The sequence below is a fragment of the Anaerocolumna chitinilytica genome (genome assembly GCF_014218355.1).
Lineage (GTDB): Bacteria > Bacillota > Clostridia > Lachnospirales > Lachnospiraceae > Anaerocolumna > Anaerocolumna chitinilytica.
The window spans coordinates 1,986,233-2,000,234 of sequence record NZ_AP023368.1 but is presented as its reverse complement, the minus strand read 5'-3'; the positions used below and the strand labels follow the sequence as shown (position 1 = coordinate 2,000,234).

The 14,002-nt window shown below is 37.6% G+C and carries 10 protein-coding genes; 2 read left to right on the top strand and 8 right to left on the bottom strand.

The window, feature by feature from the left end; translation table 11 throughout:
* Positions 1 to 11: 11 nt before the first annotated feature.
* The 3 genes from bsdcttw_RS08640 to bsdcttw_RS08630 form a co-directional block, all read right to left on the bottom strand.
* Positions 12 to 6,131 carry a glucoamylase family protein gene (locus tag bsdcttw_RS08640; protein ID WP_207726518.1) on the bottom strand — a complete coding sequence of 2,040 codons (6,120 nt, stop codon included), beginning with the start codon at positions 6,129 to 6,131 and terminating at the stop codon, positions 12 to 14.
* Positions 6,132 to 6,334: 203 nt separating this feature from the next.
* Positions 6,335 to 7,012, bottom strand: a complete 678-nt coding sequence (locus bsdcttw_RS08635) for a flavodoxin family protein (protein ID WP_185258978.1) — start codon at positions 7,010 to 7,012, stop codon at positions 6,335 to 6,337.
* On the bottom strand, positions 7,009 to 7,581 hold the full coding sequence (locus bsdcttw_RS08630; protein WP_185258977.1) for a TetR/AcrR family transcriptional regulator: 573 nt from the start codon (positions 7,579 to 7,581) through the stop codon (positions 7,009 to 7,011). The genes bsdcttw_RS08635 and bsdcttw_RS08630 overlap by 4 nt, the downstream gene beginning before the upstream one ends.
* Before the next feature lie 156 nt (positions 7,582 to 7,737).
* Between bsdcttw_RS08630 and bsdcttw_RS08625 the strand changes: the two genes are divergently transcribed.
* A complete protein-coding gene (locus tag bsdcttw_RS08625; RefSeq protein WP_185258976.1) occupies positions 7,738 to 8,241 on the top strand; it encodes a cupin domain-containing protein in 504 nt (167 codons plus the stop codon).
* Between the two features lie 72 nt (positions 8,242 to 8,313).
* Positions 8,314 to 8,760, top strand: a complete 447-nt coding sequence (locus tag bsdcttw_RS08620) for a GNAT family N-acetyltransferase (RefSeq protein WP_225903819.1) — start codon at positions 8,314 to 8,316, stop codon at positions 8,758 to 8,760.
* Positions 8,761 to 8,945: 185 nt separating this feature from the next.
* Here the strand turns inward: bsdcttw_RS08620 and bsdcttw_RS08615 are convergent, their stop codons facing one another.
* The 5 genes from bsdcttw_RS08615 to bsdcttw_RS08595 form a co-directional block, all read right to left on the bottom strand.
* Positions 8,946 to 9,416, bottom strand: a complete 471-nt coding sequence (locus tag bsdcttw_RS08615) for a GNAT family N-acetyltransferase (RefSeq protein ID WP_185258975.1) — start codon at positions 9,414 to 9,416, stop codon at positions 8,946 to 8,948.
* Positions 9,417 to 9,440: 24 nt separating this feature from the next.
* Positions 9,441 to 10,811, bottom strand: coding sequence for an MATE family efflux transporter (locus tag bsdcttw_RS08610; protein WP_185258974.1), 1,371 nt, complete (start codon positions 10,809 to 10,811; stop codon positions 9,441 to 9,443).
* 114 nt (positions 10,812 to 10,925) lie between these two features.
* Positions 10,926 to 11,825 (bottom strand): alpha/beta hydrolase fold domain-containing protein, encoded by a 900-nt coding sequence (locus tag bsdcttw_RS08605; RefSeq protein ID WP_185258973.1) that lies wholly within the window; start codon positions 11,823 to 11,825, stop codon positions 10,926 to 10,928.
* A complete protein-coding gene (locus bsdcttw_RS08600) occupies positions 11,806 to 12,285 on the bottom strand; it encodes a MarR family winged helix-turn-helix transcriptional regulator (RefSeq protein ID WP_185258972.1) in 480 nt (159 codons plus the stop codon). Before bsdcttw_RS08600 ends, bsdcttw_RS08605 begins: the two co-directional genes overlap by 20 nt.
* Before the next feature lie 142 nt (positions 12,286 to 12,427).
* Positions 12,428 to 13,873 carry a DEAD/DEAH box helicase gene (locus bsdcttw_RS08595; RefSeq protein ID WP_185258971.1) on the bottom strand — a complete coding sequence of 482 codons (1,446 nt, stop codon included), beginning with the start codon at positions 13,871 to 13,873 and terminating at the stop codon, positions 12,428 to 12,430.
* Between the last annotated feature and the right edge of the window lie 129 nt (positions 13,874 to 14,002).

Here is a 14,002-nt window from a genome sequence, read left to right as displayed (position 1 = left end):
AAAATAGCTTTTTATTTTTCCTGCTTCTCATACATATTTTCTTTTAGATTCGTAAAATAGATACCCGTCTTTTCCGAAAAAACAACTCTTGCTACTGTATATAACAAGTCGATTTCCGCCGGTATCATCTCATAGGTATGCAGCATAAAGAAGCTTGGCTTCTCACTTGCGGAATCATAAATCCTAAGAGAACTGGTAATATCGTTTATCAAGATATCAACCTCTTGAAAATAACCATGTTTGGAATCAATAAGAATCACCAAATCTACCATTACATGATTAATTCTCAGATATTCATAAGCCTTTAATACATCCTTCACAATTCCCCCATCTTCCATAGAGGAAATTTTCAAAAGAAGAATTGGATTATCTCCAGATATCCCGAACTTCCATAAAAAGCTCTGATTCTTAAAATTCCTCCTTATACTTTCTTCCGGACCACGGTAAATACCGGCAGAATAGAAGATAGGACTGATTAGATCCTGAAACGCATTCAGTTGAAGATTTGTAATTTCCAGATACTTTAGTTCCAGATCTTTTTGAAGTCTGAATTTCTCCAGAATATCATCAATCCGGTAACTAACATTGAATTCTCCTGCAATTTTAATTGCCTCCTCTTTACCGCTGCAGACTCCGGTAATAAAGGATATGCAGGCTGTTTCGCCTGGTCCGATACAAAACTGCCCTCTTAAACTCATAATCGGATCATTGCAAAAACCTGAATTATTAAAGAAGGTAACACTGTTAACAACGGAATCCGGGTCTTCCAGGGTGTTATTTCTTCCGATGAAACGTTTTCTGTCATTTTCATGTTCTATTTTTTTGCATAGTTTTGATCCGGTTCTTACCAGATGCATAAGATAAGGATTATCCTCCTCTTTCTTACGCCTCCTCTTTGTAAGGAAGATTTCATGTTCTTCCAAATATTCACTTTCCAGAAAGAGCTTATTAAATGCAGGATGGCTTAACTCTGCCGGAAAGGTATCATCCACTACCTCCAGATAACTTGTTACCTCCAGCAGTCTTTCCTCATTTCCATGATTGGTAAATACCACCTTACGCACCTCAAAATCATGATCCGCATCCAGACTGACCGTCATATGGGTTGAGATATCTCCATCTCTGCGCTTGAATTCCGCCTTATGAGGCCAAAATACCACCTGGTAATCATCCGGCTCGGTTCTGGTAGGGTTATAAGTTGTACTCCAGATCTTTCCTTTGTTCACATCCTTTACATAGATGTAATTACCTGTGTTAGCATAAATATCCGAACGGAAACGGTAAAGCATTCTATCCTCATATTTACTGAAACCATCCCCATCAGAAGTTAACATTAAAGAATACTTTCCGTTGGACAAATAATTTGCAACAGGTGGATTCACCGCCACACTGCTTACAAAACGATTGCTGTAAATAACTTCTTTAAAGAGAGGCTTGCCGATTTTTATGGTATATCCACGCTTAGCAATGGAAATTAAGTTGGATTGGCGTTTCTCCTCCAGCAATACTTCTGTTGCTTTTATCATCATTTCTGCATGGAATCTTTCCCGAAGGATACTCTCGTTTAAATAATTATTTATGGCGGCCAGAATCATCCCCTGATGATGTGCCATATAGGATTTGACAATGCAGTAAGGAGTCATGTCCACTGAATTCGGTACATTAAAGTCAACTGCTTCATAAAAACCATAATCGCCGAAAGCTCCTAACTCTTTTAACTGTCCCAGATTCTTCATACATTCCACATCAACGATATCCAGTGCCAGCATGGTAGCATAAGGTGCTACCACCAAACTATTTCTTCGAACGGGCTGAAGCCTGATTTTAGGAACACCGAAAGCCTGGTATTGGTAGTTGGAATTTAAGTCAAACCGGTAATACTGAGATTCTGAGATACCCCAGGGTATCTTGGTCTCCTCCGCATATTTTATATGCTGAAGTACTGCTGCTTTGGAGGTCTGAGAATATACCGAACCCTCATACTCTTTGAATACAATATTTGGCATCAGATACTCAAACATTGTTCCGCTCCAAGATACAAAACACGGAATTCCCTTAACGATGGTTAACGGTCTGCCTAGTTTATACCAATGCTTTAGAGGAACTTCTCCCTTTGCTATGGCTAAAAGGCTTGTAAGTGCTGATTCCGATGCCATTAGGTCATAACAGCCATCATCCAGCATGTGTGAAGACACATGATATCCGATATGAAAGAGTGTTCTCTTCTCATTAAATAAGAAACGGAAATCAACATTTGTTAAAAGATAATCAATTCGATTACTAAGTGCTTTCACCCGGTTAATCATGTTATTGGCAAATTTATTGTCACTTGCTGCAATAGTTCGAAGAGTGGGACAAGCTGAAAAACTTTCTTCTTTCAGCTTAAATGCAGAGGCTTCATCGACAATACTGTCAATTAAATTCATTAATTGCCTGCTGATATGATAATCTTTAGGCGGATTAAGGTCTCTATCATGTAAATCTTCCCAGATATCCGCAATATCTTTTACAACCTCACTGATCTTGGTATAATTAATTTTAAGCTCATTTCTTGTAGGAATTCCTGTACGTTGTTTAATTTCCTCATTGCTCTCTCTTAGCAGTACCCTAAGCTCAGATAGCAGACTGTCAGTATAAATCGGCTTTTCAATCTGTTCAAGGAGGCCATTTTTTAAGGCGACCAGGTGTCCAAAGAAGTTACCGCTGTCTACCGTTGATATATAAGCTGGATTTAATACCTCCAGAGTTTCAAGATGATACCAATTGAAGAGATGCCCCTTCCATTTTTGCATTTTATACACGGTTTCCATCAGTTTTTCTGTTGTTTCAACGGTAGAACTTAAGGTTTCAAACCCCAAATCTCTGGCAGATAAAATAGCCAGAAACTGTAGCCCGATATTAGTTGGGGAGGTTTTGTCACTGACTTTTGGAGCCATTCCAATCTGAAAATTATCCGGGCAAAGCCAATTCGTTTCTTTTGTAGAAAGCTCTTTGAAAAACTGCCAGGTTCTTCGGGCAGTATCAAGAAGAAGTTCTTTATCATCCTCTTTCACCCGCATATAGAAATTCTTTTCCGGCTGGCTGATCTGGTAGGCTACTTCAAAGGCAATGCTCCAATCCGCAATCAGGATTGCAGCCAGGATAATTCCTGCCAGGGAGGGATATCCCAAAAATAATGTTACCACCAGAAAGAATACCGGAATAAAATTAGCCCACATTGTAATAAGATACCCTTTTCTGGTATTGACAATAGACGCATCCACTGCTTCCGCAGTGTTCCAGCGGAGCAGATTTTTTTTGCTGACAAAGAGTCGGTACAGGGTTCTGACAATCGCATCCACTGCAATAAATGCCCGGTAAGGAGTAATTGTGAACTCCAGAAATGTCCTTTCTAACATCGTCGCCAGTTCTTTTAGGAAACCTTTATAAATCAGAGCAAGATTAGGGCGGATAAATTTCTGTGAAATCACCGCAATGATCAAAACAATAAAATTAAATATATCACTAAAGAAAACAAAGGGGATCCAAAGGTAATAGGCTCTTGGCATCCAGGCCATATTCAGCAATATAAACAGTACCTTACTAAGAGGTACCAAACTTCGTCTCAGGTTGTCAAAAATCTTCCACTTTGATAAGGGGCTCAAGCCTCTTCCATCCGGCGTTTTTCTAATAAACAGCCAGGGCATAATCTGCCAGTCTCCGCGCAGCCATCTATGTTCCCTTTTGGTAAAGGATAACACACTGTTTGGAAAAGTATCCATTGTCTTAGCGGCACTTGAAAAAGCAGTTCTGGCATAACAGCTCTCAAACAGATCATGGCTGAGAATACGATTCTCCGGAACCTTCTTATAAAGGAGCTTGTGAAAAGCTTCTATATCATAGATACCTTTTCCAGTGTAGATACCTTCTCCGAATATATCCTGGTAGATATCTGATATTACCGTTCCATAGTTATCAAGGCCTGATTCTCCGCCGAAGATTTTTGTAAACCTGCTGCCATTTCTCCCAACTATATGATTTCTTACAGCCGGCTGGATGATAACATAACCTTCCTTGACTTTCTGTCCTGCCTCATCCAGAACTGGTTTATTTAAAGGATGGTTAATCAAACCAACCAGCTTTGCAGCGTTGTCACGAAGCAGGTTTGTGTCTGCATCCAATGTAATTACATAACGGAAGGTAGTAAGCATTTCTTTCTCACAATACATAGAGGAAAAGGAAGTCTCCTCTTGTTTTGCTCCCGTTAGAAGATAGTTAAACTCCTCCAGTTTTCCTCTCTTACGCTCCCATCCCATGTAACAGTTTTCTGCTTCATTCCATTTACGATATCGAAAAAACATTGAAAAGCGTTGGTGCTCCGACGGATAAGTTTCATTCAGTTCCTGCAAACGTGCGGCAAGTGCTGTCTCAATCATCTGATCCTTCGGAAGGAACTGTTCAGCAGAATCTTCAAAATCAAACAGCAGTGCAAAATAAAGATTCGGCTGACGATTAGCCAGATAATGTTTCTGAAGCCGTTCCAGATAAGTCAGTCCTTGTTCTTTCGAGGAAATGATAACCGGCATGACAACAAAGGTTCTTGCTTCCTCCGGTATTTCCTTCATATAGTCTAAGGATGGAATCTTCTTAACAGTAATTCTTCTAGTAAAAATATAATTCACTATCTCTATGGCAATACCGATAAGCAGCGGCATAACAGCCAGAAGGGTAAGTACATTTAGTCCGGTAACTTTCAGATTACCAAGTGTCCGAGATGCATAGAGAATGCAAGCACTTAAGAATACAATAAAAAGGCCCAGAGAAAGAAAATAAATACTGCCCTTTATGTTTCTCTTTTTCTTAAGACTTTCAGGAATTGGTTTTCCTAAAGCTTTCGCTTTCAAGATGGGATACCCCTTACCCACAAGATAAGCTCCTACGTGATGGGAACAATGCAGATCTTCTCTTCCATTAATTGCCAGCTCCAGACAATCCCTTGCAATCTTTTCTTCCATCAACCGGTAACGCAACGATAACTTTACAATAATTCCTCGATACATTCCTCTTGCTTCCAGATCCATTTTTGAATAAATACCATCAGGATCCTGTGACAAAATATTCTCCAGGCAGGAATACTCCTCAAAAAATTTCTCTTCATCCACTTCATTGATATCCCTTAAACCAACGATTAACGTCCGGATATTCGTCTCAAGGAAGGCTTCCATTTTTCCTTCCTGAAGAAATATTTCGGATGTTTTCACCTGTCTTTCCAAGGGTGCGAAATGATAATCCAGATATTTCTGAATAGATACTTCATCATAAGACATATTCTTCAGCATATATACAACATGGGCATGGAAGGAATAATTAAGCCTCAGGTCATCTTCTAAGTTACAAAGAAGTTCTGATATATCGGCTGTGTTCTGTTTATTTTCCCCAAGCTTTTGCTGTAGAAACTTCTCAGCCTTTGCTTTCACATCAATCATCGTAAGGATTTCGTCCGCAATACCAATGATTTCTTCCAGAATACAAAAGCCCAGTACTTCAGGTAATACCCAGATTTCTTTATCCGTAAGGGATATCTTCTGTTGATAAGCCCTTAACATTACTGCAATATTTTCTTCACTTAAATGCCCGCCAGAAAGAGCCACCATCTTTTTTGCTACAATATAGATGCGGGGAAAATTGCGATATTCTTTTCCCTTTAGGACCGGCAACACGGCATAGCTAGTTCCCGAGGTACGTACCTTTTTGATTTCCCGATACATCATCTGAAAATTATCAAAAAGCCAGCGTGCTGCGGGAATCAAAGATATGATATCCGTAGATAAGGCAGAAATTCTGTCTCTGATTTTATTCAGTTTCTTATATGCTACCTGATTATAATCATTTAGAACGAAGCTGTATCCGGTAAGTCTGACCAGACTGTGGTTTTCTGCCAGATTTAACATCTGCTTCTCCCATTCGCTTGGTCCGGGCTTCTCTCCTTCTCCCAGGGAATAGGGCGGAAAATGCACTTTCTTACCAAAATGGCTAAAGCGGTTATACAACATTAATAAAACCAAGCAAATCAGTGTGACCAGTAGCAATAATATAACCTTCAAATACGGTGAATTTATATAAAAACTAATTCCATCCAACAAGATCAGCAATTGGAGTTCCTCCTTATTTAAGAAATACTTCAGGCAAAATGGCATTTTCCGTGAGACATTTTGCCCGCTTTTCTATAAAAAAAGCATAATACTTTATTATAGGCATTTCTTATATTTTTATTTATTTTTTGTTAAATAAATAAAATTTATACAAAATTAAAGAACCTTCTAAACTAAGTTTATAACTAATAGGCTATTTTTTATTACTTTCCGCCTGAAATCACTTTAACGTATTCTTCAACGGATAACATCTCTGAGTTCAAACCGGCTGCCACCTCAGCGGATATCTTAACCTTTGATGCGACCTGATAACCGGCTTTTTTAACAAACCCAAGGTATTCTTGCACCTTTTCTTGTATTTCAATTTTATTCATTCGAAGCAACATACCATTGTTTCGATACAATTCTAAGATCGGATTAGAGGTCTTCATTACTTCATGAAAGGTATTAAAATTGTTTTCACCCGGGAAGCCTGAATTTGATATTACAACGATATCCGGTAATTTTAACATTTTATTCTCCATATCAAAATTACCGTCTGTTTCCACAACTGTCGGGTTTTTTAGTGGAATTAACCTGTCAGCAAAGTTCTTAAGACAGGCTGTCATATTCCATAGATAAACCGGAGTAGCAAAACAAACAATATCTGAACTTTTATAAAGTTCAAGTAAATCGTTCATATCATCCTGATAAATACATTTCCCTGGCGTTTTAAACCAGCAGGAAAAGCAGCCGCTGCAGTGATTAATGTTCTTATGAATCAGAAAGATATTTTCAGTTTCCGCACCAGCTTCCCGTGCTCCCTCTAAGAAAGCTTCCACAATTACATTTGTATTGCTATGAACTCCCTTAGGACTTCCGTTAAAAGCAGTAATTCTCATATTACTATCATCTCCTTCAATATTTTTATCTGCTGAACTACCAGTTCTTCTGTGACTGTCAGAACAGAGGAGGAGGTCTTAAATCCATCAAAAAAGTAAATAATATGCGCTGCTAGGGCCGGTACATCAAATTGTTTAAATTCTCCTGTATCCTGACCATATTGAAACAAACGGCAAAGCAAATCAACTGAAAGTGCCAATCTATTATCAAAATAAGCACGTTGATCAGGCTCTGCAAAAGCAAATTCATGAGTAGCAAAAAACAATCCTTTATACTCACTGAATATCGCCTCTTTCTCATGCTCCAGATAATGTTCCAGTATTGTTTTAGCAGGTGCCTTTTCCTCGATTGCCTGTTTCATAGCCCTTATATCATCATCTATATCTCTATCAAGCAGAGCAATGAAGATTTCTTTGGTGGAAGAAAAATGACGATACAATCCTCCTCTGCTTAATGCGCAACTATCGCAAATATCTTTCATCGTAACTACTTGATACCCTTTCTCAGCAAATAACCCCATTGATACATCAATGATATGATTTCTAGTACTATTTCCCTTTTCTGACATTACAGTTCCTCCTTGCATAAAAACGACACTCGTGTCGCTTCATTCATTTTAAGACACGCGTGTCGCTTTGTCAATATTTATTTATTCTCACCGGATTTAATTTTACATAACAATATAATCGGGTATAATATAATAGTGAAATGAAAGGAGTATCCTATGCATACAGCAGATTACTTTATTAAGAATTTGAACATGATATCCCATCCGGAAGGAGGGTTTTATAAAGAGATTCATACCTCCGAAGAAACTATAACAGCAAATGGGTTACACGTAAGCTTTGAAGGTTCGCGAATGCTCTGGACAAGTATCTACTTTCTGCTACGAGATGGGGAAGTATCTAATTTCCATCGGTTAAAATCTGATGAAATGTGGTATTACCATTCAGGCTCCCCTTTGACCATTTATATGATTAGCCCCACAGGTGAACTTACTACGGAACAGCTTGGTCTTGACATCAAACACGGTGAAAAACCTCAGGTATTGGTTCCCCAAAATTATATCTTTGGTTCTGCTATGAATAACAATGGATATGCTCTTGTTGGATGTATGGTATCACCTGGGTTTGAATTCAGGGACTTTGAATTATTCAAAAGAAATGAATTGCTTGAGAGGTATCCTGAACATCAGCAGATAATTCTTAAACTGACTTCCAAGGATTAGCTATATACTATATTTTTATCCTTGCCTATGATATTCTATAAATAAATTTAGTATTTATATGGAGGTGTTTTTGTGCAGGCAGAATGGGGAAAAAGCGATGATATAGATGAGTGGATGAAACTCATTGAAGCAATAAGCTGGAATTTTCCAGGACTAGAAACAAGAGAGCAAATAGATGAACATAAAAAAACGGTTCTGCGTTTTATAGATAAAAAGCAAGCTTTGTGTGTAAAAAACGGAACAGAAATAATCGGAGTCCTTTTATTTTCAAGAAGGTATAATATGATTTGTTGTTTAGGTGTTTCACCTAACTATAGAAGATGTGGTATAGCAACAAGACTGCTTGAAAAGGCAATTAATGAATTAGATAGAACTATAGATATTACAGTTTCAACCTTTAGAGAAAATGATGTAAAAGGAATTGCACCAAGAGCATTATATAAAAGCTTTGGGTTTATTGAAGACGAGTACATAGAAGAATTTGGATATCCTAATCAAAAATTTGTTCTGCATCCATAAATCTAAAATTATTGAGATGATAAATAACATTGAGAATAGTGAACTGTTTGTTTTGATGATAATTGGTTAAAAATAAAGGCACGGGAATTAATATGACCCTGAAAAGTTAGACCAAAATCTAACAACTGGAGGTCGATACAAATTCCCATGCCTTTAACCTTGATTAAACATCACTGCTGACCCAATTAATCATCACTTTTAGATACTTTCATCATTAAGTATTCATCAATCCCTTTACGATAAAGACTTGGAATTGTACCTACCTGTTTATATCCTAATTTCTCATAAAAAATCTTTGCTCCCGGGTTATAGTCACCTACTAATAAGAATATTTTATCTCTGGTCTCAAACAGCTTAGCTTCAATAAATTCTATTAATTTCTTCCCTATCCCCATACCCCTATATTCCTCATTAATCGTAATGAGATGCAGATAAGGAAAAGCATGAAAGGCTCCCTCTAAGATAAAATATGCAAACCCGGCACATTTGCCATCCCATAGCGCAACGTAAAGAGTTTCTTTGTTTAATCCTTCCATCACCGCATTTTTTCTGCTTTCTTCCGTTTGAAAATAAGCATTGCTCAGTGTCGAATGTTCCATCGCTTTGATACAATCATCCAGATTCTCTATCGTACCTTTTTTGAATTGAATATCCATGTTCTCCCCCTTTAACAACATCAATTATACTTTAATATACTTCCATTTTCCATCATGCACCCTGGTAAGATACATAATCGATCTGGAACAAAAATCGAAGAATATACCAATCATAACTGCAGTCAAACCTATATGCAATAAATGAATAAGTACGAAAGATAAGATAACCCGGAAGGTCCAAAGCCCTACAAAGGAGGTAATCATAACATATTTAATGTCCCCGGCAGCTTTTAAAGTTGCAGAACACAAATTCAATATTGCTAATAAAGGTTCTATCACACCAAAGGTACAGACAATACCGATAGACTCCTTTATTACCAGGGGATCACCGGTATATAAAACAGCCAGGTACTTCGCAAAAATTATCATTAAGATTCCGATAAAAAAGCCCACCGCCATTGTAATCTTCATACCTTCACGGGAATAGGTTTCTGCTTTTTCATAATTCTTCTCGCCAAGACTTTGACCTACAAGTGTTGTGTTTGCTATTGCAAAACCGAAAATCGGGAAAAACGCAAGTGCATTAATATTTAACCCGATCTGATATGCTGCCATAGCAACTGTACCCAGAGGAACAATGATAATCTGAAGTACAAGGAAACCGCCTTGCATTACAGCTTGTTCAATGAAACCCGGAATACCGATATTGATAATTCGCTTAATCATCTCTGGTTTGATTGAATAGTCATCCTTCAGACTAAGATTAAGTTTGAGTTTTTTATAGTTGTATAGAACAAGCACTCTCACCGTCACACCAATGATTCTGGATACCGTTACCGCTATTGCTGAGCCTACGATGCCAAGTGCCGGGATATGAAGTATGGGCACTCCGAATATTAATACCGTATTCAATATGATATTGATAATATTCACGCCTCCGGTGATAATCATAGGGGTCTTTGTATCTCCTGCACCTCTCATCGCTCCGGAAACTATGATATCAAGTACAAGAAAAGGCAGATTAATAAGTACAATATTAAAATAACTGATACCGGCTTGAAAAACTTCCGGCTCTGCTTTACCAAAAAATAAGTTTAATAAAGGAAGTGAAAATACTCTGCCGATTACTGCCAGGAGTACTCCGACTAAAATTGCCATATACCCGGATTGTATAAGGGCTCTTTTAGCCTCATGGTGATTACCCTCACCGGTCACTCTTGCTATAATGACTGTTGTTCCGATTGATAAACCCGAAAAAACAGTTTGCATAAATCCCATAAGCATATTTACCATACCGACGGCTGCAACTGCGAATATACCTATTCTTCCCATAAAAATGGTAGAAACCATACCCACCATCATCTCAAGAATCTGCTCCGTTATAGAGGGCCATGCCAGTGAGATTATTTCTTTGTCCGCTTTTTTATCCAGTTGAAACCATTTTCTTTTTTCCATTCCTTACCTCTTTATCCGTATGTGATTAACGCAACGCTTTTAATTATAAATCAAATATCAGAAGGAGGCAATCTGAAATCTTTCAAATGGGTTAAACGCGTACTCTTAAGTCTTTTATGAATTTCTTATAATCGCTGTAATCTGTTCTCTTGCTTTTTTTGATTCCGGAAAGAAAAACAACGGCCAGATATGAATCATGGATGGATATTCAAAATAGTTTATTTCTACTCCTTTTTCTTCTGCCAGCTTCTTAAACCTTTTGGTATCAGGGTAAAGAATATCATGTGTACCTATAAATAAGCTGATTTTACCTAGTCCCTCAATATCTCCATTTATAGGACTGATCAGGTAATGTTCTGTACCTATATCACCGGCATACCACTTCATGATATCACTAATTCCAGGTACAGCTAATATCGGGTCAAGTTTCTCAACTTCATGTATTTCTGTATTCGTGAAAGTCATATCCAAAGTAGGTGATATAAGAATAATATTCCCTGGTTGGGGCACACCTTTTTCTTTCAGCAATTGTGCGAAAGAAAGGCTCAACCCTCCGCCTGCGGAATCACCCATAATCACTACATCCTCTGATTTCTTTTCCGAAATAATCTGCTGATAAATGGGAAGAATCATTTCAAATACATCCTGATACTGATGCTTTGGTGCTAACGGATAGATGGGAACCGTTACGCTGCACTGCAATTCATCAATCATTTTGCCCAGGAACTCCCAATGAGGGCTCATAATTTCATAAACAAATCCACCTCCATGTAGGTAAAAAATATGTTTATGCCCTATCTCATTTAAAGGTTTCATTACATAAAAACAATGACCATTCCAATCATTAATCTTAATATCATATTTCTTCTGTATTTCTTTCGGAGGTTCATGACTATCTGAGAGCTGTTTTTTCTCAATATAATTTCTTAGTTCATTGCCTGTTAATTTCCACATCTTATTTAGACGAACAATTCGAAGTGCGGTTTTAAGCAGTTTACTCTGAATACTTCCCATTTTCTATCCCCTTCTTCTCTAATTCGTTTTTTAAATGTTTATCCAATTTTTCAAAAATTCTGATGAGAGTATCCTTTTCACACTCATTCATTTGGCTGAAAAAAAGAATATCTCTATCAATTCTATCTTGGTGCAGACTTTGATGCTTTAAATAAATCTCCCTTCCAAGTTCAGTAATTCGATAATAAATTTCTTTTTTGTTTTCTGGTTTTTGATATGACTCTATAAGACCGGCTTTTATGAGCCTTTTTGTTAATTTGCTAATTGCTCCTCTTGTCATACGGAATGCTCTTGAGAGTTTTGTAACATTAGGATCTGTCATTTTTTCTATGAAATCAATGCAATGAACTTCTAAAGCATTATGTTCTGATATGAACTTCATTTCTTCCAAACTGTTTAAAATACCGTGATGCTCCGTCACGTTGTTAAAGATTGTACTGATGATTTTTTCCTTGGTCATATTCCTCTCCTTTTTTGTTGACAATGGAAACAAAATAATTATATAAAATATTGTTTCCATTGTCAACAAAATCCCCTGAGTTTTTATTCACTCAGGGGATTGAAGAAGGTTCAATTATTATAAATTACTTATTTACTATTACTTACTGCTCAACCTTTGATACCTTCAACTGTTTTGTACCAATCGGAGTATTTTTCATTGTCTCCAACACCAGAGGCCCCTTACCATTCAATATTTCTACAAAGGTAAGGGTATCTTGAATAGTTATAATTCCAATGTCATCAGCTGTGACACCTTCAATATTTGATATCACTCCTACAAAATTAGCTGCCCGCAGCTTCTTTTTCTTTCCTCCCTGAAAGCGCAGTTTCATGATGCCTTCATTTAATTGGTCACCTTTCCTTTGCCTGATGATTGGAGCTGAACTTTCTTTTTCCTCAAAAGCTGACTTCAAAAGAGCTACTTCCTCCCTTGACGGCTTTTCTAGTTTTTCAATCTCAAATCCGATAAGATTCTCAATATCTCTTAAATATCTCAACTCTTTCGATGTAACTAAGGTAATTGCTTTCCCGTATTGACCTGCACGCCCGGTTCTTCCCGTACGATGAACATATACTTCCCTTTCATAAGGGATATCATAATTAATGACCAAAGAGATATTCTCAACGTCAATACCTCTTGCCGCCACATCGGTAGCTGCCAGATAATTAAATTCACCACTTTTAAAGCGTTTCATGGCAGTTAACCGGTCATCCTGTTCCATTCCGCCATGAATTTTATTGCAGCGGTACCCTCTTTCCGATAGCATTTTGCATACCAGATCCACCCGTTCCTTTGTCCTGCAGAATATAATACAGCTATCCGCTTTTTCGATAATAGTAACATCCCGAAGCAGCGCCAGCTTTTCTTCCTCTTCCGTAAAATACAGGGAATGCTCAATATCACCAGCTGTAATACTATCCTCACTGACATCGATATACATTGTATCCTTCATGTAATTAGATGAGATACTTTTAATACCTTCGGGCATGGTAGCAGAAAACATCATAGTAACCCGGTCTCTGGGGAGCTCTTTTAATATGCCCTCAACTTGCTCCGCAAATCCCATATCCAGCATTCGATCCGCTTCATCCAGTACCAGATACTGAATCTTATCAAGTGATAAGGTTCCTCTCTCAATATGATCCATGACACGCCCTGGTGTACCGGTAACAACATGTGCCTTTTGCTTTAATTCTGTCTTTTCCATTGTAAATGAATGTCCGCCATAGATTGCTACCGCTTTTAATCTTTTGAATCTGCCGATATTGGTAAAATCCTCTTTTACTTGAACTGAAAGTTCTCTTGTCGGTGTTAAAATAAGCGCTTGGGGTTTATTTTCCAGCCATTCGATTAATTCACAGATTGGTACCGCATATGCAGCAGTTTTGCCACTGCCGGTCCGGGCTTTTACAAAAAGATCCTTTTTTTCTAATGCCAGGGGAATTACTCTCTCTTGAACCTCAGTTGCTTCCTCGTACTCCAACCCCTTCAGTGCTTTTCTTATTTCTTCACTAACGGAAAAATCTTTAAAACTTCTATTATCCATATCAATAATCCTTTATCTCCGAACAATCGGTATTTATTTAAATTTGGCAATCTATCTTCATATTCAAAAAATTTAGCAATGCTCTGCTTATTCTATTACGCATCTGTATATAATTATCTTAATGGTATT

What these genes read in the sequence shown, in the direction of transcription:
- bsdcttw_RS08595 (WP_185258971.1), bottom strand. Translation starts at nt 13,873, where the DNA reads ATGGATAATAGAAGTTTTAAAGATTTTTCCGTTAGTGAAGAAATAAGA.
- bsdcttw_RS08615 (WP_185258975.1), bottom strand. Translation starts at nt 9,416, where the DNA reads ATGGATATTCAATTCAAAAAAGGTACGATAGAGAATCTGGATGATTGT.
- bsdcttw_RS08605 (WP_185258973.1), bottom strand. Translation starts at nt 11,825, where the DNA reads ATGGGAAGTATTCAGAGTAAACTGCTTAAAACCGCACTTCGAATTGTT.
- bsdcttw_RS08600 (WP_185258972.1), bottom strand. Translation starts at nt 12,285, where the DNA reads ATGACCAAGGAAAAAATCATCAGTACAATCTTTAACAACGTGACGGAG.
- bsdcttw_RS08635 (WP_185258978.1), bottom strand. Translation starts at nt 7,012, where the DNA reads ATGAGAATTACTGCTTTTAACGGAAGTCCTAAGGGAGTTCATAGCAAT.
- bsdcttw_RS08625 (WP_185258976.1), top strand. Translation starts at nt 7,738, where the DNA reads ATGCATACAGCAGATTACTTTATTAAGAATTTGAACATGATATCCCAT.
- bsdcttw_RS08630 (WP_185258977.1), bottom strand. Translation starts at nt 7,581, where the DNA reads ATGTCAGAAAAGGGAAATAGTACTAGAAATCATATCATTGATGTATCA.
- bsdcttw_RS08610 (WP_185258974.1), bottom strand. Translation starts at nt 10,811, where the DNA reads ATGGAAAAAAGAAAATGGTTTCAACTGGATAAAAAAGCGGACAAAGAA.